Genomic DNA, 19953 nt, shown 5'->3' on the forward strand with positions numbered 1-19953 from the left:
CTGTTTCTCACGGGATCAACGGGCGCGGACGGTTTCGTTTCTCGGACGCCTGCCACGTTCGTCCCGCAGAAAGAACGCTCTGCCTAAACTATTGAATATTATGTGAAAATTATAACATGAGTTAAGTTATTGTCCGCCATCAAGGCATGTCAAATGGCGTCCCCTCGTTGCAGGCGATTGCGTTTGCGGCCGAGATTCCGGGCCAGTCCGGCGGGGTCGTGCAGCGTCACGCGGCCGCTCCGCCAGGACAGGTCGCCGCTCCTGCGGCAGGCCTGCAGCGTGCGGTTCAGGTGAACGGGCGTAAGCCCCAGCGCGTCGGCGAAGCACTCCTGCGTCAACGGCATCGCGAACGTATTGCCCTCGGCCTCACCCGAGCGCTGGAGCCGTTCGAGCAGCTCGAGCAGCAGGTCGCAGACGCGCTCGCGTGCATCCATGCGTCCGAGCCGGGTGACGTTGTCGATGAGCTGCAGGCGGTGGGCCAGCCGCTCCTTGTCGTATGCAAGCGAGAGGCCAGAACCGTGCTCCGCTTCCGGCGCCGTGCAGAGAACGACGTTGTCGAGCGCAACCTGCGAGGTCAATGCGGAGTGCTGGCAGCTCCAGCTTCGCCCGAAGAGTTCACCCGCAAGGGTGAAACCGACGATCTGCCGGCGACCGTCGGGCAGGATGCGCTGATGTGCCACCCACCCGCGCAGCAGCAAGGTCGGCCTGGCGGGCTCCGCACCTTCGCGCACGATCTCGGTGCGCGCGGGGAAATAGCGTGCCTGGGCCGCGGCATCCGCGATTCTTCGGAGCTCGGATTCGGAGAGGCGGGCAAGCGAACCCAGGCGGCGCACCGCCGCCTGCTCGGGCTGGGCGATGGCATAGCTCCGGCTCAGCACGGGCCGCTCCGGATCATGGCGCGGAGGGCGGAAATCAGCTCCTTGTCGCCGGCGGGTTTGGTAAGCCGCGGCTGCGAGAGATAGGGTTCGGGTAAATGCCAGCCGTCGTAGCCAGTTACGAACAGCACCGGAACCTGCTCCTCCATCAGGCGATCGGCCAGCCGGTAGGAGGTCTTGCTGCCCAGCTCTATGTCGAGGATGGCTGCATCTGGTGCGTTGTCGGCGAGTGTCTCGTTGGCTTGGGCCACGCTCGCCACGGGGCCGATCACGATCATCTGGTCGCGCTGCAGCGCCCGCGTCAGGTCGGCGGCGATGAAGTAGTCGTCCTCCACCACGAGTATCCGCTTGCCCTTCAGCTGGTCACGCATCGGGCGCCTCCATGGCGGCTGCAGTCCCGCGGATCTCGATCGGCGTGGAGATGAAGCACCGCACTCCGCCGCCGTGAATATCGAGCCGTGTCTCGGCTCCCAGGCGGTAGGGAAGCGCCTTTTCGATCAGCTCTTTGCCGAAGCCGTCTCGTTGTCCCACCACCGGCACGATCGGTACTCCTGTTTCCACCCAACGTAAGTTCAAGATCGGGCGGCCGCGTTCATCCATGTTAACCGACCAACCTATATCGAGCGTCGCACCCGGCACGCCGAGGGCGCCGAACTTGATCGCGTTCATCGTCAACTCGTGAATCGCGAGGCCGATGTTCTCCGCTGCGACGGCGTCGATCTGGACGGGAGGCCCGTCGATGATCAGCGTCGCTCCGTCGCCCTGGCCGACGCTGAGGAGCTCGTCGCGGATCATGACTTCGAGATCGACCAGACCCGAGGGGCTCTGCGCGACGATCACCTGCGTCCGTGCCAGCGCATCGAGCCGGCCCTTGAAATGCATCGACGCTTCGTCGATGTCGGCACTGGTCTCGACGGTCCGCGAGAACACATAGCGGACGATCGAAAGCATGTTGCGCACGCGGTGCTGCAGCTCTGCCACCAGCACCTTTTGCCGTTCCATCGACTGACGCGCGGCCTGTCCGAAGCTGCTCAGCCGCCTCTGGTGGGAGACCGCATTCATCCGGTGCGCCGCACTCACGAAGGGGGAGATGGAGCCCATCAGGCGCAGGTCCTCTCGGTCGAACTCGCGCCGTTCGTCGTGGGACAGCAGCCAGATGAGGCCAACCGGGGCAGCGCCATGATAGAAAGGGATCAGCAGAGCCTCGTGAACGGGGATGCCGTCTTTGGACCCCGAGCAGAGCGGCCCGGGCTGCGCGACCAGCAGAGGCTGGTCCAGCACGATCGCCCGGCTGCAGGACCGCGCGTCAAGCGGCGGGGGCCCCTCCGCGCGGCTCCACGCTCCTGAACGCGCGATCTCGCGAAAGTCCCGCGTTGCGTCGCTCGTGGAAAGGACACTGATGCCTGCGGAGTGGGCCAGATTCGACTCGACGAGCAGATCGCACATGTCTTGTGCGACGCATCCAGGCTGTCTGGCCAGCGAGGATGCGAGCAGCACGAGAAGCTCGGCTTCCAGCTTGTGGTCTGGCGGCCGAGAGGAGCGGCACTTCAGCGACTCGATCGTTCGATCAGCACCAAGGTCCGCGGGCTCCACACTCGGCGTCATGCCAAAAGAAATGACAGCCGGGCGACGAAGTTCCCTGCACGCGGGACGAACTGTTTGGCGGCCGCGCCCGATCTACTTCGATGAATTATAACAAATATTAGAGTTGCTGCTTGGTGATGCACTTGCAGTGTCGAGCCACAGGGGAGAGCAACGCGCTAAACCCAAGAATTATTGGGGCTTGCACCTTCCGCGGCTTACGAGGCAGATCGCCTGAATTGCCACAGCGGATGCCGCGATGACCACCAAGCACAGCATTCTCATCGTCGACGACCATCCGATCACGCAAAGCGGTCTGCGCCTGCTGTTCTCCCGGCACGACAAGTACGAGATCGTCGAGGCGCTCGATCGCGGGGCCACGGCCAGCGCCTTCGTCCAGTCGCAGCCGGTCGACATCGTCATCCTCGACCTCAACATGCCGGACGTGCGCGGGGTGAACGTCCTCGCGGAGATCGTCGGCTCGCGCGACATGACGGTGATCATCCTGACCGGCGAAAGCCAGTTCCAGGAGATCGACTACGCGTTGAAGCTCGGCGCGCGCGGAGTCGTGAGCAAGGCCGATCCGCCGGACGAGATCATCGCCGCCTGCGAAGCGGCGCTTGCCGGCGACGTCTATGTCTCCCCGCAGATGCGGGAGGGCCTCAGCCGGCTGGCGGAAGCGCCGGTCGCGCTTTCCTCACGCCAGATGGCGATCCTGCACTATCTGGCGCAGGGGGAAAGCAACAAGGAGATCTCCTATCGGCTGTCGATCGCGCAGCCGACCGTCTCGTTCCATATCGCCGAGCTGCGGCGCAAGCTCGACGTATCGAACAACCGCAAGATCGTGGAGCGCGCGCAGGAGCTAAACCTCCTCTGACACCGCCGCGAGAGCCGGATGGTCGCGCATCTCGCGGCAGAGCGGCTTGATCAGCATCATGCCGACCGTCTCGCTCAGCCGCCCACGCGTGACGGTCGTATCGTCGTAAGTTGCCGCGGCGACCCGCGTCTGCGGGACCGCGGCCGACTTGAGCGCGGCCCGGAACGCGTCCCGCCGGTCGAAATCCAGCACGCGCCAACCCGGCAGGGCGCCATCGAGCTCGCTCGTGGTGCAGGGCGTGACGGCGAGCTGCGCGCAGGGCAGGACGATCCGAACCCGGGTGCCCGCGGGACCGGACGAGATGATTTCCAGCGACCCCGAAAGGCGCTCGATCAGCCGTCTGGCGGAGCGGAAGCCGGAGCCGGTCCCCTGCCCGGCGCCTTCCTCGCGGGCGCGGGGCACGGCATCGTCGGCAAGTTGCCGGACCATGGCCGGCGTCATGCCCACGCCGGTGTCGGCGATCTCGATGATTGCCCGCGTCGCGTCGATCCGCAGCGAGACGGTAGCGCCACCGGCTTCGGTATAATGATAGCTGTTGCTCAGCAGGTTCGCGAGCGCCCGCATGAGCATCGGCCGATCGGACACGATGATCGCATGATCGTCCACCTCGGAGGTCAGCGTCAGGCTCTTGCCCGCGAACAGCGTCCGGAACATCATCAGCAGTGGCTCGATCAGCGCCTGCCCCTTGAAGGCGCTGAGCGCGATGAAGCCCGACTCGTTGCCCACGATCGCGGCGCCCGAGATGGTCGTCGCGGCGATCTCGCTCAGGTAATTGGACGAGCTTTGCAGGATTTCGGTCAGCTCCCGGTGCGCGCCGGTTTCGTCGCTGCGTTTGAGCACGTCGATGGCGCTGTTGAGCGCGAGGATGACCTGTCGGCTGTCGTGGCCCGAGGCATGGAGCAGCGCGTTCTGGCTGTTCACCGTTGCGAGCGCGAAAGCCTTCTCTTCGGCCAGTTGCTTCGCACGTTCGCTGATCGCCAGCCGCTCCGCCATCGACCGGGCGTAGTTCGCATCGGCTTCCTGCTGGGCGGCCCGAATCTTCTTCAGATTGAGCCCCAGCGCCAGCGTGACCATGATGGATTCGAACAGCCCGATGGGACCGGCAAGGTGCCAGTTGACCGGCAGCCAGGTAAACACGCCCATCGATGCGATCGCCGCATAGATGATGAACAGCGCAAGGCTGCCCCAGCCGACCAGCAGCGGCCATAACTGACGCCCGATCTGGCGCATGGCGGCAAACCCGATGAACGGCAGGAACAGCGCGACGGCGACGGTGATGAACCAGGTGCCGATATGCAGCATCTCGCGGAACGCCTGGTCGTAAACCGCGAGGCCCGCCTGAAGCACGATCACCGCGAGCCCGGCCGCGATCAGCGTCTTGAGGACCAGATCGCGCCGCGGGAAAGTCGCGGCCGTGCGCACGAAGCTGCGGGCGAACTGCGCCATCGCCACCGCGAAGGCGCACTTGATCGAATCCTCGATCGCGACGCCCAGCAGCGGCGCGTCGGGCAGGAAGAAGATCGTGAAATAGCCTTCCGAATGGATCGTGTTGAGCGCGAAGAATCCCTCCGCCACGGCCAGCCACACGAACTCGCGGTGGCCCGTGATCGAGAAGAACATGAAATTGAGGAAGATCAGCACGGCGACGCCCAGAACCACGCCCGACACCATCGCGATGTTCGCGCGCCGATCCTTGAAGAACGTGCCGTAGGTCTCGATCCGCAGGGGCATGTAGGTCGAGTTTTCCGACAGGAAGTCGATCAGGATCGTCTTCTCCTGCCCGGGCTCCAGCGCCAGTTCGGTGCTGAAGGCCTGATAGGTTCGCAGGTTCTCGCGCGCGGCCTCGGGATCGGTGCCATCGACCAGCAGCTCCAGCCGTCCGTCCTCCACTTCGTAGAGGCGGAAGTGGCTCAGCGATCCGCGCCCTGTGGTGAGGATCCAGCTTCCTGCCACCGTTCCGGCGTTGCGGACCTTGAGCGCGACGGTGGTGCGATCCCCAGGCGGGCCGAAATGGACTCCGCGGCCATCAAGCCGCTCCGACGCGCCGGCAACCACCTCGGCTGGCGGGCGGGCGGCGATGTCGCCTCCATCGCGGGTGTAGCGGATGTAAGGCGCGATGGCGGGTGCGTCGCTCCCCGCATGCAGTTGGACGGCGGGCAGCGAGTCCTGCGCCATGGCCGCCGGCCCCGATAGCCCCGTCAGCGCGAGCAGCACCGCGGCAGCGATCCACGCTCTCACCAGGTGAAACGCCCCCCGTTTCGAATCCCTGTCACCTTGCATGCCGTGGTTCCCCCCAGAACCCGCGAATCACCCTAAAATTCATTGGGTAGACGACAAGTGTTTGCGTGAACTAGCTCACGCCGACAAATTTTAATGGGCCGGCACCTGTCGGTCAGGGGCGCAACGAACAGAGCGGAACGAATGGCGGAGCGCGCATGGGCGCGCTTCGGGCGGCGTTTCCGCGCACGTGCACGAATTCAGGGGGAGTTTTCTGCCATGACGAAATTATCCAAGTCGCATCTTCTGGCAACCAGCGCAGTCGCAGGCCTTGCCATCCTGCAACTGACGCCCGCTGCTCAGGCGCAGGACGCGCCCGAACCGCAGGTGATCACGGTGGCGGAAGGCGAGACGGTCGAGGGTGAGGTCGGCGTCTACGCCGATGCGGATGTCGGCAGGATCGAGAACCACGGCACGATCCGCGGCACCGTGCGCGAAGGTGTCTATGCGGCGACGCCCGCCGATGCGACGCTCGAGATCGAGAATACCGCAGGGGCCGAGATCGCGGGCGCGACCTCGGGCGTGAGAGCGGAGACCGGCGGCGTGGCGCTGACCAACGCGGGCAGCATCCGCGGCGACGGCCGGGGGGACGGCGTCAGCGCGCCGCCCGACGGCGGCGTCAGCCTGTCCGGCACGAGCTCGACCATCACCAACAGCGGCGAGATTTCCGGCGCGCAGTTCGGCGTGGTGACTTACCCGGTCTACGATCCGGAAACCGATACGCTGACCGGCACGATCGCAGACACCACCGTCGTCAACAGCGGCACGATCACCGGCGAGAATGACGACGGCATCCGCCTCGCCGGCGGTGGCACCCTGACCAACTCGGGCACGATCCAGGGGCAGACGCAGAACGCCTTCGGCGGGACCGACGGCGTCTCGATCTTCGCCCACAACGATCAGGATCTCGCGGGCTACACGGGCACGCTGATCAACGAGGAAGGCGGAGTGATTTCGGGCATCCGCTCCGGCGCGGCGCTGTCGAGCGGCGGCACGGTGACGAACGCAGGCACGATCACCGGCGAAGGGCAGGGCGTCTTCATCCAGGGCAACGCACTCGACGGGGTGGAGCGCGAAGGTCAGACCGGTACGCTGACCAACAGCGGCACGATCAGCGGCACGGGTAATTTCGGTGGAACCTGGGCCGGCGGCATGGGCGTAAGCTTCGGCAGCAATCTCGATACGGCCACGCTGACCAACAGCGGCACGATCATGAGCGCATTTGCCGAAGGTGTCAGCCAGGGCTCGCTTGCCGATCTGACGATCACCAACGAGGAAGGCGGCGTGATCGAGGGCGGCACGTCGGGCATCTACGGCGGCTCGGAAGGCACCATGACGATCGTCAACGCCGGCACCATCCGCGGCAATGGCGCTTACGACGGCTTCGATGCGCCGCCGGACGCCGGGATCACCATCGCCACTGCGACCTCCAGCGTGACGAACAGCGGCACCATCACCGGCGCCGGCGGCGGGATCACCTCGGCTTACGTCTACGATGAGGCGATCGGCGATGTTGTCGGCCTCGCCGTGGGCACGCAGGTGACCAACAGCGGCACGATCGTAGGCGAAAGCAACGACGGTGTGCGCCTGATCGGCGGCGGCACGGTCACCAACAGCGGGACGATCGCGGGCGAAGGCGCGCCCTTTGCGGATGGCGTGTCGATGTATGCCTTCGCCGATCAGGCGAATGAGGACTTCAGTGCTTCTGTCGTCAACCAGGCCGGCGGCGAGATCGACGGCGAGCGCTTCGGCGTGATCTTCTCGGGCGGCGGCTCGGTGGATAATGCCGGGGCGATCACCGGCGTTGCGGGCGGTGTCTTCCTTCAGGGCACTGCACTCGACAGCGAGCAGGACCGCAGCGACCTGGTCGCGGCGGTCGTCAACAGTGGGACGATCGACGGCACCGGCGATTTCGGCGGCACGTACACGAACGGTTTCGGCGTCGGCTTTGGCAGCGACCTCGCCACCGCGACGCTGACCAACAGCGGCACGATCACCAGCGCGTTTGCCGAAGGCGTGATGCAGGGGTCGAGCGGCGACCTCACCATCACGAACGAAGCCGCCGGTGTGATCGAGGGCGCTACTTCGGGCATCTATGGCGGCTCGGAAGGCACGATGACGATCGTCAACGCCGGCACGATCCGCGGCAATGGCGCCTACGACGGCTTCGACGCGCCGCCGGACGCGGGCATCACGATCGCGACCGCCGATTCCAGCGTGACCAACAGCGGCACGATTTCGGGCGGGGCGGCCGGCATCACCACGGCTTATCTGTTCGATGCCGAGATCAACGAACTCATCGGTCTGGCCGTCGGCACGCAAGTGACCAACAGTGGCACGATCCTGGGCGAGAGCAACGATGGCGTGCGCCTGATCGGCGGCGGCACGGTTGCCAACAGCGGCACGATCACCGGCGAGGGTAGCGACCTTTCCGACGGCGTGTCGATGTTCCGCTATGAAGGTCAGCCGGCCGACGGCTACGCGGCAGTCCTGACCAACGCGGCGGGCGGTGCGGTCACCGGTACGCGCTTCGGCGCGATCCTCTCGGGCGGCGGCACGATCGAGAATGCCGGCACGATCACCGGCGAAGGTGCGGGCGGCGTGCTCATCCAGCCGCAGGGTATCGAGGGTGAGACCGGCATAACCGGGACCATCGCCAACAGCGGCACGATCACCGGCACCACCGGCTACGGTGCGGTGATCCTGGCGACGGACATGGGGACGCTCACCAACAGTGGCACGATCTCGGGGGCGACGTTCGGCGTGGTCGTAGAAGCGGTCGAAAGTCCCACCGAAGTGACACGGGTTGCAACGCTGACGAACAGCGGCACGATCTCCGGCGCGGGCGACTTCGGCGCAGCCGTGGCCGGCTTCTTCGACGAAGCGACCGTCGCTAACAGCGGCACGATCGCCGGTGAGAGCCATGGCGTGATCCTGGGCAATTTCGGCAACGCGGCGCTGACGAACACCGGCGCAATCTCCGGCGGCCAGCTGGGGGTCTGGGGCGACGGCAGCGGCCCGGTCGTTCTCGACAATGCGGGAACGATTAGCGGCGGAAGCGGCGTCGCGGTCCTGCTCGGCGGCTTCGACGACAGCGTCACGCTGCGGACCGGCAGCAATATCGAAGGCATGGTCGATGCCGGAGAGGGCGTCGACAGCCTGACGCTCGAAGGCGATGTCCTCGAACTGACGGAGGAGCAGCAACTCGGCGCCTCCATCGGTTTCGAAACTCTCGACGTGGCGTCGGGTTACTGGACGACCGCAGGCATGGTGGGCGAATTCGCTACCGTCACCATCGGCGAGGCGGGCGCGCTCCAGGTCAACGAAGTCGATCTCGGCGAGGACGGCCTGAGCTCGCCGATCCTGACCTCGGCGGTCACGACCGACGGCCTGCTCGTGCTCAACTTCAGCGAGGACGACCTCGTTTCGCAGCTCGACACGCTGACCATCGATGGAACCGGCGGGATCGAACTGATCGGCGAGGCCGTGTTCACCGTCGATACCGACACGCTGACCTACACCGGCGGAACGACCATCTCGAACGGCGGCCTCGTCCTCACGGGCACTTTGCAGGGCGACGTCACGACGGCGGGCGACGGCTACTTCGAACTTGGCGCCGGCGGCACCGAAGGCACGTTCAGCGGCGACATCGTCAACAACGGCCGCTTCGTGTTCAACCGCTCCGACGATTACGACTTCCTCGGCGCCTTCTCCGGATCGGGCGTGCTCGACAAGCGCGGGGAAGGGGTGCTGACCTTCGAGGGTGACTACGCCTTCCAGGGCGTCACCAACATCTTCGGCGGCTCCGTGCGGATCGGCGGGATCATCGATCCCGGCACCGACTTCAACCTCGGCGACGGCGGCACCCTCGACATCACGGGCAACGACCAGACGGTCGGCGGTCTCGAAGGCGAAGAGGAAGCCACAGTCGAACTGGGCGAGCAGACGCTCACGGTCGATCAGGAGGAGAACACCGAATTCGCCGGCGCGATCGGCGGACTCGGCGGAATCGTCAAGCAGGGTGACGGTATCCTCAACCTGACGGGCACCAACACTTACACCGGCCCGACCGAAGTCAATGGCGGCAAGCTGGCGGTCAACGGCTCGATCGTCTCGAATGTGACGGTCAATGCAGGCGGCACGCTGGGCGGCAACGGCTCGGTCGGTGACACGCAAGTCGGCGACGACGGCACGCTGGCGCCGGGCAACTCGATCGGCCGCCTGACCGTCGATGGCGACCTGAACTTCGCCGCCGGCTCGATCTACGAGGTCGAGGTCAACGCCGCGGGTCAGGCCGACCGGGTCGACGCCACCGGCGAGGTGACGATCGCCAGCACGGCCAGCGTCTCGGTCCTGGCCGAGGAGGGCAACTATGCTCCGCGCACCGACTACGTCATCCTGACGGGCGCGGAAGGGGTCACCGGCACCTTCGGTTCGGTGACCACCGACCTTGCGTTCCTCGATCCGCTGCTCCGCTACGGCGCCAACGAAGTCACGCTCTCGCTCTATCGCAACGACGTCGACTTCGCGGACGTCGCCACCAACGCCAACCAGGTGGCCGTCGCCGGAGCGGTCCAGGCGCTCGGTATCGACAACCCGCTGTTCGAAGGGGTGCTCACGCAGAACGCGGCCACCGCCAGCACCACCTTCGGCGACCTGTCGGGCGAGATCAACGCCAGCACGCTGGCGGGCCTCACCGACGACAGCCGCCATCTGCGCAATGCTCTGCTGGGCATGGCCGCACCGGAGGCTGCCGGCACCTTCGTCTGGGGCTCGGCCTTCGGCGGCTGGGGCGACTTCGACGGAAGCGCGGACAACTTCGGCATGGAGACCGACCACAAGGGCCTCGTCGCCGGCGTCGGCTTCGGCGGCGAACGCTTCGCGGTTGCGCTTTCGGGCGGCATCGGCGGGTCGGACTTCAACCGCGACGGACGCAGCGATGCGGCCAGTGTCGACAGCAAGTACCTCGCTGCCCATGGCACCGTCGGAGCCGCAGGCGGCTTCCACGGCGCGGCAGGTATCGCCTATGCCTGGCACGAGGTTGAGACCACCCGGTCCGTCACCGGCGCTCCGCTGAGCCAGACGCTGACTTCGGACCGCGATGCGACCACGCTGCAGGTGTTCGGCGAGCTCGGCTACGACATGATGGCGGGGACCACCGCGATCACGCCGTTCGCCCGCCTGGCGCACGTCAGCACGGAGAGCGATGCTTTCGCCGAAACCGGCGGCACGGCGGCACTCGAAGTGGCCAAGGCGGATCAGGAGACGACCTTCCTCAGCCTCGGCGCCAAGGCCCGCTTCAACGCCGGCCAGCGGGGCTTCCAGCCCTATCTCTCGGCGGCGTGGAGCCACGCCTTCGGCGACCGCACGGCACGGCTCTCGTCGCAGTTCGCCGCGGGCGGGCCGGTGTTCTCGGTCGTCGGCGCGGAGATCCCGAAGGACTCGGCCGAGGTCGAGGCGGGCTTCGACTACACCTCGGGCGCCTTCACCATCGGCGCGGCCTACTCCGGAACGCTCGCCTCGGACCGCACCAGCCACGGTGCGCGGGTGATGGCGCGGTTCGTCTTCTGACGGTTTGAACCCGGACGGCGGAGGGCCGGGGCGGCAATGCCGCTCCGGCCCTTTTCGTATCCGGCTTCGTGGATCAGTAGCTGCGCGGCATGCCGAGCACGTGCTCGGCGAGGTAGGAGAGGATCAGGTTGGTCGAGATCGGCGCCACCTGGTAGAGGCGCGTCTCGCGGAACTTGCGCTCCACGTCGTACTCCTCGGCGAAGCCGAACCCGCCGTGCGTCTGGATGCAGGCATTGCCCGCCTCGACCGAGGCGTCGGCCGCGAGCATCTTCGCCATGTTCGCCTCCGCGCCCATCGGCTTGCCCGCTTCATAGAGCCGCGCCGCCTCGCGCGCCATGAGCTCGGCCGCGCGCATGTTGGCGTAGGCGCGGGCGATGGGAAAGGATACGCCCTGGTTCGCCCCGATCGGACGGCCGAAGACCTGCCGCTCCTTCGCATAGACGCTCGCCCTGGCGAGGAACCACTTGGCATCGCCGACGCATTCGGCGGCGATCAGCGTCCGCTCCGCATTCATGCCCGAAAGGATGTAGCGGAAGCCCTTGCCTTCCTCTCCCACCAGCGCACTCGCCGGAATGCGCATGTTGTCGAAGAACACCTCGGTCGTCGCGTGGTTCATCATCGTGCGGATCGGCCGGATCGTCAGCGACTTGCCAGCAACCTCGCGCATGTCGACGATGAAGGTAGAAAGGCCATCGGTCTTCTTCGCCACCTGCTCGCGCGGGGTCGTGCGCGCGAGCAGCAGCATCAAGTCCGAATGCTCGGCGCGGCTGGTCCAGATCTTCTGTCCGTTGACGACGTATTCGTCCCCGTCGCGCACGGCCGTGGTGCGCAGCGCGGTCGTGTCGGTGCCGCTGGTCGGCTCGGTGACGCCGAAGGCCTGGAGGCGCAGCTCGCCGCTGGCAATCCGGGGCAGGTATTCGCGCTTCTGCTCCTCCGACCCGTGCCGCAGGATCGTGCCCATGATGTACATCTGCGCGTGGCAGGCGCCGCCGTTGCACCCCTCCGCCTGGATCGTCTCGAGGATCGCGGCAGCCGCCGAAAGGCCGAGGCCGGAGCCGCCGTATTCCTCGGGGATCAGGACCGAGAGATAGCCGGCCTCGGTCAGCGCGCGCACGAACGCGGTCGGATATTCGCGCGCCGCGTCGAGCTTGCGCCAGTATTCGCCGGGAAACTGCGCGCAGAGCCGCCGCACGCCTTCGCGGATCTCGGGAAAGTCCTCTGTGTCGTAAGGGCTGAGGTTCATGATGCTCCGCCGCTCAGAGGAATTCGCGCAGTTCCGCCAGGAAGTCGTCGAAGCGGTCGTGGTGCACCCAGTGACCGGCGTTGTCGTAGTCAGTCACGGTGGCGGTGCGGAAATGCGCGATGCGCCCGTCCTTCGCCGGGTTCGACGCCCAGCTGTCGTTGCCGTAGATCAGGCGGGTCGGGCACTCGATCCGGTTCCACAGCGCTTCCATCTGGCGGTAGGTCATGTCCTCCGGCGGCCAGGCGTGGACGTGCGGGTCGAACTTCCAGCTGAACGTGCCGTCCTCGTTGCGCATCACCGCGTGCTGGGTGAGGTGGAGCGCCTGTTCCGCCGAAAGGTAGCTGTTCGCCTCGTGCATGCGGCTCAGCGCATCCTCGAACGTGGCATAGCGGCGCGGCTGGCGGGCGGCCGCCTCGCGCTTCTTCTCGAAATAGTCGCCCCAGATCTTCTCCGGTCCCATCGCCTCGCGCTCCGCCTGCCGTTCGGGGGAGGAGCCCAGCCCCTCGATCGCGACGAGCTTGCGCACTTTGTCCGGATAGAGGCCGGTGAAGCGCAGCGCGACGTTGCCGCCGAGCGAGTGCGCCACGATCGTGACCGGCGCCAGATCGTTGAGCAGCACCAGCTGCAGCAGGTCGAAGACGTAGCCCATCACCTGGTAATGGCCGGTGCGGCTCCACCCGCTGTCGCCGTGGCCGCGCAGATCGGGGCAGATCACGTGCCAGTCGCCCCGCAGCGCCTTCGCGGTCCAGTCCCAGCTCCGGCAGTGGTCGCGCCCGCCGTGGAGCAGGATCAGCGGCGGTGCCTCGGGATTGCCCCAGTCGGCGTAATGCAGCTTGGTGCGCTGCGAGATATAGCTGCGCGAGACGGGGCCGATCAGGTCCATGTGCGCCCCCTCAGTCCACGAAGTCTTCGACGCGCTCGATCACGATTGCGGGCGCCATGCCGCCTGCCGCGCACATCGTCACCAGCGCATAGCGCCCGCCCGTGCGTTCGAGCTCGTCGAGCGCGGTGCCGATCAGGATCGATCCGGTCGCGCCGATGGGGTGGCCGAGCGCGATGGCGCCGCCGTTCACGTTCACCTTGTCCTCGGGCAGGTCGAGGTCGCGGATGAACTTCGCCGCGACGACGGCGAAGGCCTCGTTGATCTCCCACAGGTCGATGTCATCCTTGGTCAAACCCGCCTTGGCGAGCACTTTCTTCGCCGCCGGAACCGGGGCGTTGAGCATCAGCGTCGGGTCGTCGCCCTGATTGGCCGTGGCGACGATCCGCGCGCGCGGCTTGAGACCGTGGCTCTGCGCATAGTCCTTGCTCGCCAGAAGAACCGCCGCTGCGCCGTCCACTACGCCAGAGCTGTTGCCCGCATGGTGGAAGTGCTTGATCTCGAGGTCGGGGTACTTCTGCGTGACCAGCCCGGCGAAGGTCGTGCCCTGCTTGTCGAGCGGGGTCTGCGCGATCTTGGCAAAGCTGGGCTGGAGCTCCGCGAGCCCTTCCGCCGTCGTCTGCGGACGGGGGAATTCCTCGCGCTCGAGCACCACGTTGCCCTGATCGTCCACCACCGTGACAAGCGACTTGTCGAACCGGCCTTCCTCGATCGCGCGCGCGGCGTTCTCCTGGCTGCGCAGCGCGAGCGCGTCGAGCTCCTCGCGGGTGAAGCCCTCGATCGTCGCGATCGCGTCGCCGCACACGCCCTGATGGCTCTGCGGGTGGACCTGGCGCAGTCGCGCGTTGCCCGAACCCATGCCCAGCGGCATGATGCCCGCCTGCATCTCCTCCTGCGTGGAGGAGGCGGTATAGCTCATCATCTCGGTGCCGCCGGCAACGACGAGATCGGCCATGCCGCTCATCACCTGCGCCGCGGCAAGGTTCACGCTGGTGATCCCGCCGCCGCAGAAGCGGTCGAGCGTCATGCCCGAGCTCGTGATGTCGTAGCCGGCGTCGAGCGCCGCCATCCGGCCCAGGTCGCCGCCCTGCTTGCCCTTCTGCGTGCTGGTCGACCAGATCACGTCGTCGACGTCTTTCGTGTCGAGCGAATTGCGCTCCGCAATGGCCTTGAGCACCGTCGCAGCGAGGTGCTGCGGGTGCATGTGCGCGAGCGCGCCCTTGCCCACCTTGCCGATACCCCGCGGGGTCCGCACCGCGTCGATGATGTAGGCCTCGCCCATTGCAGCAATCCTTCCGTTCGTTTTCCGTAAATCGGTTGACGCATGCGTAAAGCTTGGCCAGCAAGGGCACAAGAACAGTTTCGATAAGAAATGGAGTGGATGGGATGAGCGAGGAGCTGCTGACAGAGGTGCGCGACGGCGTGCTGGTCGTCACGATCAACCGCCCCGAAGCGAAGAACGCCATGAACAAGGCGGCGGCCGAGGGGATCGCGGCGGCGATGGACCGGCTCGACGCGGAGGACGACCTGCGGGTCGGCATTCTCACCGGCGCGGGCGGCACGTTCTGCTCGGGGATGGACCTCAAGGGCTTCCTGCGCGGCGAATCGCCGATGATCGAGGGGCGCGGGTTCGGAGGCGTTGTTCAGGCACCGCCGAAGAAGCCGCTGATCGCTGCGGTGGAGGGCTATGCGCTTGCCGGCGGGCTTGAGTTGATGATCGCCTGCGATCTGGTCGTCGCGAGCAGCCAAGCCAAGTTCGGCATTCCGGAAGTGAAGCGCGGTCTCGTCGCGGGGGCGGGGGGCGTGATGATGCTGCCCGACCAAATCCCGGAGCGGATCGCGATGGAGCTGGCGCTGACCGGAGATTTCATCGACGCCGCGCGCGCTTACGAGCTCGGCCTGATCAACCGCGTGGTCGAGGGGGCCGCGCTCGACGGTGCGCTCGAACTGGCGGGCCGGATCGCGGAGAACGGCCCACTGGCTGTGCGCCTGTCCAAGCAGATCATCCGCGAATCCCGCGCCTGGCCGATGGACGAGCGCTACGATCGGCAGGGGCCGATGATCGGGCAGGTCTTCGTCAGCGAGGACGCGCGCGAGGGCGCGGCCGCCTTCGCCGAGAAACGCAAGCCGAACTGGAAGGGCAAGTAGCGTGGCGGGCCCGCTCTCCGGGCTGCGCATCGTCGAGTTCGCCGGAATCGGGCCGGGGCCGTTCTGCGGCATGATGCTGGCCGATCACGGCGCGGAAGTGATCCGCATCGACCGCGCTAGCGGCGGGCGCGGCGGGTCCCAGCCGGTGGCGACGGGCGACGTGCTGGCCCGCGGGCGCAAGTCGATCGCGCTGAACCTCAAGACGGCCGAAGGCGTGGTGCTCGCGCGCAGGCTCTGTGCCAGCGCGGACGGAATTATCGAAGGCTTCCGGCCCGGTGTGATGGAGCGGCTCGGGCTCGGGCCCGACGTGCTGCTGCAGGACAATCCGAAGCTCGTCTATGGCCGCATGACCGGGTGGGGGCAGACCGGTCCCTACGCTCCTTATGCCGGGCACGACATCAACTATATCGCGCTCGCCGGCGCGCTGGCGCACTACGGTCGTGCGGGCGGCAAGCCGACGCCGCCGATCAACATGGTCGGCGATTTCGGCGGCGGCGGCATGATGCTCGCTTTCGGCATGGTGTCTGCGCTGCTCAACGTCGCCCGTGGCGGGGAAGGGCAGGTGATCGACGCGGCGATGACCGACGGCACCGCGGTGCTCATGGCCATGATCCACGGCATGAAGAACATGGGGGTCTGGTCGGAAGATCTCGGCGCCAACATGCTGGATACCGGCGCGCACTTCTACGACACCTACGAGACCGGCGACGGCAAGTTCGTCTCCATCGGCAGCATCGAGCCGCAGTTCTACGCCGAGCTGCGCCGTCTCCTCGGGCTGGAGGACGACCGCGACTTCGACGCTCAGCACGACCGCGCGAAGTGGGGCATGCTCAAGGACAGGCTCGCCGCACTGTTCAAGACCAGAACGCGCGACGAATGGGACGCGCTGCTGGAACACACGGACGTCTGCTACGCGCCGGTGCTGACCATGAGCGAGGCTGCCCGCCATCCGCACAACGTGGCGCGGGAAACATTCGTCGAGGTAGACGGCGATGTGCAGCCCGCGCCGGCGCCGCGCTATTCCGCGACCGCGCCGGACAAGCCCCGATCCGCCCCAATGCCCGGCCACGATAGCGACGCGATCCTCGCCACGCTTGGCATGGATGCCGACGAGATAGCCGCCCTGCGCGAAGCGGGCACGATCGCCTGACAGAACAACCGGAGAGGAACACTTTCATGCCCGTTATCGACGTCCCCGACCCAGAGTTCATGCAGGACGAGGAGATCGCGGTCTTCAGGGATGCGGTCGGCAAGTTCTTCGAGCAGCACGCGCCGGAGAAGCGGGTCGAGAAGTGGCGCGAAGACGGCATGGTCGAGCGCGAATTCTGGACCGAAGCGGGCGCGGCGGGGATTCTCGGCATGACGGTGCCCGAGGAATACGGCGGCCACGGCGGCGATTTCCGGCACGATCTGGTCGTGCTCGACCAGCAGGCGGAGAAGGGCGTCGACGGGTTCGCCGCGAGCCTGCACAACGTGATCATCCTTCCCTATGTCGTTCGCCACGGGACGGAGGAGCAGAAGAAGCGCTGGCTGCCGCGGCTCGTTTCGGGCGAGCTGATCTCGGCCATCGCAATGACCGAGCCGGGCGTGGGCTCGGACTTGCAGAGCGTCGCCACGACGGCGGTGAAGGACGGCAACGGCTACCGCCTCAACGGCGCCAAGACCTTCATCTCCAGCGGGCAGCTCGCGAACTTCATCGTCGTCGTCGCCAAGACGAACCCGAACGAGCGCGCCAAGGGCATCAGCCTGATGTGCCTCGAGACAGAGGGAGCGGAAGGTTTTCGGCGAGGCAAGAAGCTCGACAAGATCGGGATGGACGCGGCGGATACCAGCGAGCTGTTCTTCGACGATGTTTTCATCCCGGGCGAGAACGTCCTTGGCGGACAGGAGGGGCGCGGCTTCTACCAGCTCATGGGCGAGCTGCCGCAGGAGAGGCTGGTGATCGCCGTCGGCGCGATGAGCACGATCGAGAAGGCGCTCGACAGCACGGTCGAATACGTCAAGCAGCGCAAGGCCTTCGGGCAGACGATCTGGGACTTCCAGAACACGCAGTTCGTGCTCGCCGACCTCAAGGCGCGAGGCACAGCGGCCAAGGTCTTCCTCAACGACTGCATCGCCAAGCTGCTGAAGGGCGAACTCGACGTCACGACCGCTTCGATCGCCAAGTACTGGCTGACGGAGCTGCAAGGGGAGGTCGTCGATAAGTGCCTCCAGCTTCATGGCGGCTGGGGCTACATCAACGAGTACCCGATTGCGAAGATGTTCCGCGACAGCCGGGTGACGCGGATCTTCGGCGGTTCGAACGAGATCATGAAGATGCTGATCGCCCGCTCCATGTAAGCGGGCGGCCGGTTCAGTCCTCGAACGGGCGGTTGCCGACGATCGACAGGCCGTAGCCTTCGAGCGCCACCAGCGAGTGGTGCGAGTTGGTCAGCAGTTCCATGTCGTGCACGCCCAGTTCGGCGAGGATCTGCGCACCTACACCGTAGTCGCGGAACTCCTCGATATCCTGCTCGATCGGCTCGCCGCGATGAAGGCGGGTGATCGCGGTCATGTCCTTGCCCGCCGACTTGTTGATCACCACGATCACGCCGGCGCCTTCCGCGGCGATGGCCTCCATCGATTTCTGCAGGAGACCGCCGCGCGGCGAATCCTCGCCGAAGATGTCGGCGAAGGGATTGAGCAGGTGCATGCGCACGAGCGTCGGCTTGCTCGGATCGATCCGGCCGAGGACGAGCGCCAGCGTATCGTCGCCGGTCGCCTTGTTGTGGAAGCCGATCGCGTTCCACGCGCCGCCGAAGCGACTGGCGAAACGGGTCTCGGCGCGCTTCTCGACCATATGGTCGTGCTTGCGGCGATAGGCGATGAGGTCGCGGATCGTGCCGACCTTCAGGTCATGACGGCGGGCGAAGGCGATCAGGTCGTCGAGCCGCGCCATCGTGCCGTCGTCGTTCATGATCTCGCAGATCACGCCCGACGGATTGAGCCCGGCGAGGCGCGAGATATCGACCGCCGCCTCGGTATGTCCGGCGCGGACCAGCACGCCGCCGTCGCGCGCGACGAGGGGGAAGACATGACCCGGCGTCACGATATCGTCCGGCCCGTGCGCCGCGTCGATCGCAACGCTGATCGTGCGCGCGCGGTCGGCCGCGCTGATCCCGGTGGTGACGCCCTCGCGCGCCTCGATCGAGGTGGTGAACGCCGTTTCGTGCCGGGTCCGGTTATTGCGGCTCATCGGTTCCAGGCGGAGCTGGTCGCAGCGCGCCTTGGTCATCGACAGGCAGACGAGGCCCTTGCCGTGAGTCGCCATGAAGTTGATCGCGGCCGGGGTGGCCATCTGGGCGGGGATCACCAGATCGCCCTCGTTCTCCCGATCCTCGTCGTCCACCAGCACGAACATGCGCCCGTTGCGGGCCTCGTCGATGATCTCCTCGATAGTGGCGAGCACCGGGCGATCGTCGTTCGCCTTGAGGAACGCGGCCAGCTTCTCCAGCGTGTCGGCGGTCGGATTCCAGCCCTCGTCGCTGCAATCGCGCAAGGTGTTGGCGTGCAGGCCCGCGGCGCGCGCGATGCCGGCGCGCGACATCTTGCCGGCATCGACAAGGGACTGGATCTTCTGCTTGATGGCGGCTGTGCTGAGTTCGGTCATGCGCTGCATTTAAACAGCACCATGTGATTCTGCAATGAGAAATCACATTTTAATGTGATTCTGCCCGATTTCAGTCCTGCGTATTCAGCAAACTGCCAATGTGCAGCGCCCCAGGACCATAGAGATAGGCGGGGTCGAAGTCACCGTGTTCCTCGAGCTTGGCGCGATCGGTGAAAGTCAGCGTCCCGCGCCGGAAGTCCGCCACCCCGAGCCGGCGCAGTTCCCCGATCGCGCGGTTCATGTGCACGGCGGTCGTCCCGCTCATGTCCGCGAGATCGGTCTGGGTCAGCGGAGAGCGAAAGCCGTCCGTTCGTGAAAGGCCGACCATATCGAGGCGATGCCAGATCTCCGCCAGCAGATGCGCGACCCGGCGGTTGGCCTTGAGCTGCTCGAGCTTGAGCAGCCATTGCCGGTGCAGGGCCGCGTCCAGCAGGGTCGAGAACCAGAGCACCCGTGACAGATGCGGTTCGGTCGTCATGAGTTCGATGAGACGCTCGTGCATCACCGTGCCGACTTTGGCCGGGCCGAGGGTCACCACGTCGTGATCGAGCCGCTTCAGCGCGAACGCGTGCAGGTCGACGAAATCGCCCGGCACCTGCATCCCCACGATATAACGCCGGTCGTTCTCATGAATGGCGCGCACGATGAAGCCTTCGATCAACATCGTGCTGCGCTCGCACACCTCGCCGCGAGCGAGGATGCGGTGCCCGTCATCGTATTCGCGCACGTCGGTGATGCAGCTTTCGAGAATGTCCTTCTCACGGTCCGACATCGCCTGACGAAGGCGCCCCATCAGGAATCGACCGGTCAACGGATAGCGCTCGAGTTCGCCTTTCATCGTAGCGACTACGC

General features: G+C 66.3%; 14 protein-coding genes. 5 read left to right on the forward strand and 9 right to left on the reverse strand.

Annotation, left to right across the window (positions count from 1 at the left end; genetic code table 11):
- Positions 1-149: 149 nt before the first annotated feature.
- Genes JNO53_RS07430 through JNO53_RS07440 form a run of 3 tightly spaced genes read right to left on the reverse strand, consistent with a single transcriptional unit; the run spans position 150 to position 2321 of the window.
- Positions 150-878, reverse strand: a complete 729-nt coding sequence (locus tag JNO53_RS07430) for a helix-turn-helix domain-containing protein (RefSeq protein ID WP_203109248.1) — start codon at positions 876-878, stop codon at positions 150-152.
- Positions 872-1246 carry a response regulator gene (locus JNO53_RS07435; protein ID WP_203109250.1) on the reverse strand — a complete coding sequence of 125 codons (375 nt, stop codon included), beginning with the start codon at positions 1244-1246 and terminating at the stop codon, positions 872-874. Before JNO53_RS07435 ends, JNO53_RS07430 begins: the two co-directional genes overlap by 7 nt.
- Positions 1239-2321, reverse strand: a complete 1083-nt coding sequence (locus JNO53_RS07440) for a sensor histidine kinase (RefSeq protein ID WP_203109252.1) — start codon at positions 2319-2321, stop codon at positions 1239-1241. The genes JNO53_RS07435 and JNO53_RS07440 overlap by 8 nt, the downstream gene beginning before the upstream one ends.
- A gap of 394 nt (positions 2322-2715) precedes the next feature.
- Between JNO53_RS07440 and JNO53_RS07445 the strand changes: the two genes are divergently transcribed.
- Positions 2716-3333, forward strand: a complete 618-nt coding sequence (locus JNO53_RS07445; RefSeq protein WP_203109254.1) for a response regulator transcription factor — start codon at positions 2716-2718, stop codon at positions 3331-3333.
- Here JNO53_RS07445 and JNO53_RS07450 read toward each other — a convergent pair.
- Complete coding sequence (locus JNO53_RS07450; RefSeq protein ID WP_203109256.1) at positions 3319-5571, reverse strand: ATP-binding protein; 2253 nt, start codon at positions 5569-5571, stop codon at positions 3319-3321. The two genes, JNO53_RS07445 and JNO53_RS07450, sit on opposite strands and share 15 nt — an antisense overlap.
- Before the next feature lie 258 nt (positions 5572-5829).
- Between JNO53_RS07450 and JNO53_RS07455 the strand changes: the two genes are divergently transcribed.
- Positions 5830-11181 (forward strand): autotransporter domain-containing protein, encoded by a 5352-nt coding sequence (locus JNO53_RS07455; protein ID WP_203109263.1) that lies wholly within the window; start codon positions 5830-5832, stop codon positions 11179-11181.
- A gap of 73 nt (positions 11182-11254) precedes the next feature.
- Here the strand turns inward: JNO53_RS07455 and JNO53_RS07460 are convergent, their stop codons facing one another.
- From JNO53_RS07460 to JNO53_RS07470, 3 genes are read right to left on the reverse strand one after another with little or no spacing between them, the layout of a single operon-like run.
- The gene (locus JNO53_RS07460) at positions 11255-12424 is read right to left on the reverse strand and encodes an acyl-CoA dehydrogenase family protein (RefSeq protein ID WP_203109265.1); all 1170 of its coding nucleotides are present in this window, start codon (positions 12422-12424) and stop codon (positions 11255-11257) included.
- A gap of 13 nt (positions 12425-12437) precedes the next feature.
- Positions 12438-13307 carry an alpha/beta fold hydrolase gene (locus JNO53_RS07465; protein WP_203109267.1) on the reverse strand — a complete coding sequence of 290 codons (870 nt, stop codon included), beginning with the start codon at positions 13305-13307 and terminating at the stop codon, positions 12438-12440.
- 10 nt (positions 13308-13317) lie between these two features.
- Complete coding sequence (locus tag JNO53_RS07470) at positions 13318-14586, reverse strand: acetyl-CoA C-acetyltransferase (RefSeq protein ID WP_203109269.1); 1269 nt, start codon at positions 14584-14586, stop codon at positions 13318-13320.
- Between the two features lie 104 nt (positions 14587-14690).
- Between JNO53_RS07470 and JNO53_RS07475 the strand changes: the two genes are divergently transcribed.
- The 3 genes from JNO53_RS07475 to JNO53_RS07485 are packed head-to-tail and all read left to right on the forward strand — an operon-like array spanning position 14691 to position 17792.
- Complete coding sequence (locus JNO53_RS07475) at positions 14691-15452, forward strand: crotonase/enoyl-CoA hydratase family protein (protein WP_203109271.1); 762 nt, start codon at positions 14691-14693, stop codon at positions 15450-15452.
- A 1-nt stretch (position 15453) separates the two neighbouring features.
- Complete coding sequence (locus JNO53_RS07480) at positions 15454-16602, forward strand: CoA transferase (RefSeq protein ID WP_203109273.1); 1149 nt, start codon at positions 15454-15456, stop codon at positions 16600-16602.
- A 26-nt stretch (positions 16603-16628) separates the two neighbouring features.
- A complete protein-coding gene (locus JNO53_RS07485; protein ID WP_203109275.1) occupies positions 16629-17792 on the forward strand; it encodes an acyl-CoA dehydrogenase family protein in 1164 nt (387 codons plus the stop codon).
- A gap of 13 nt (positions 17793-17805) precedes the next feature.
- On the opposite strand, the gene ribB is transcribed toward JNO53_RS07485, so the two are convergent.
- On the reverse strand, positions 17806-19101 hold the full coding sequence (gene ribB / locus JNO53_RS07490; protein ID WP_203109278.1) for a 3,4-dihydroxy-2-butanone-4-phosphate synthase: 1296 nt from the start codon (positions 19099-19101) through the stop codon (positions 17806-17808).
- A gap of 70 nt (positions 19102-19171) precedes the next feature.
- A complete protein-coding gene (locus JNO53_RS07495) occupies positions 19172-19939 on the reverse strand; it encodes a Crp/Fnr family transcriptional regulator (protein WP_203109280.1) in 768 nt (255 codons plus the stop codon).
- Positions 19940-19953 lie beyond the last annotated feature (14 nt).

It is taken from the genome of Altererythrobacter sp. C41 (assembly GCF_016803135.1).
Classification (GTDB): Bacteria; Pseudomonadota; Alphaproteobacteria; order Sphingomonadales; family Sphingomonadaceae; genus Pelagerythrobacter.

Bases quoted from the DNA above. Each gene is read 5' to 3' on its own strand.
- JNO53_RS07435 (WP_203109250.1), bottom strand. From the start codon at position 1,246: ATGCGTGACCAGCTGAAGGGCAAGCGGATACTCGTGGTGGAGGACGAC.
- JNO53_RS07440 (WP_203109252.1), bottom strand. From the start codon at position 2,321: ATGTGCGATCTGCTCGTCGAGTCGAATCTGGCCCACTCCGCAGGCATC.
- JNO53_RS07445 (WP_203109254.1), top strand. From the start codon at position 2,716: ATGACCACCAAGCACAGCATTCTCATCGTCGACGACCATCCGATCACG.
- JNO53_RS07455 (WP_203109263.1), top strand. From the start codon at position 5,830: ATGACGAAATTATCCAAGTCGCATCTTCTGGCAACCAGCGCAGTCGCA.
- JNO53_RS07460 (WP_203109265.1), bottom strand. From the start codon at position 12,424: ATGAACCTCAGCCCTTACGACACAGAGGACTTTCCCGAGATCCGCGAA.
- JNO53_RS07465 (WP_203109267.1), bottom strand. From the start codon at position 13,307: ATGGACCTGATCGGCCCCGTCTCGCGCAGCTATATCTCGCAGCGCACC.
- JNO53_RS07470 (WP_203109269.1), bottom strand. From the start codon at position 14,586: ATGGGCGAGGCCTACATCATCGACGCGGTGCGGACCCCGCGGGGTATC.
- JNO53_RS07475 (WP_203109271.1), top strand. From the start codon at position 14,691: ATGAGCGAGGAGCTGCTGACAGAGGTGCGCGACGGCGTGCTGGTCGTC.
- JNO53_RS07485 (WP_203109275.1), top strand. From the start codon at position 16,629: ATGCCCGTTATCGACGTCCCCGACCCAGAGTTCATGCAGGACGAGGAG.
- ribB (WP_203109278.1), bottom strand. From the start codon at position 19,101: ATGACCGAACTCAGCACAGCCGCCATCAAGCAGAAGATCCAGTCCCTT.
- JNO53_RS07495 (WP_203109280.1), bottom strand. From the start codon at position 19,939: ATGAAAGGCGAACTCGAGCGCTATCCGTTGACCGGTCGATTCCTGATG.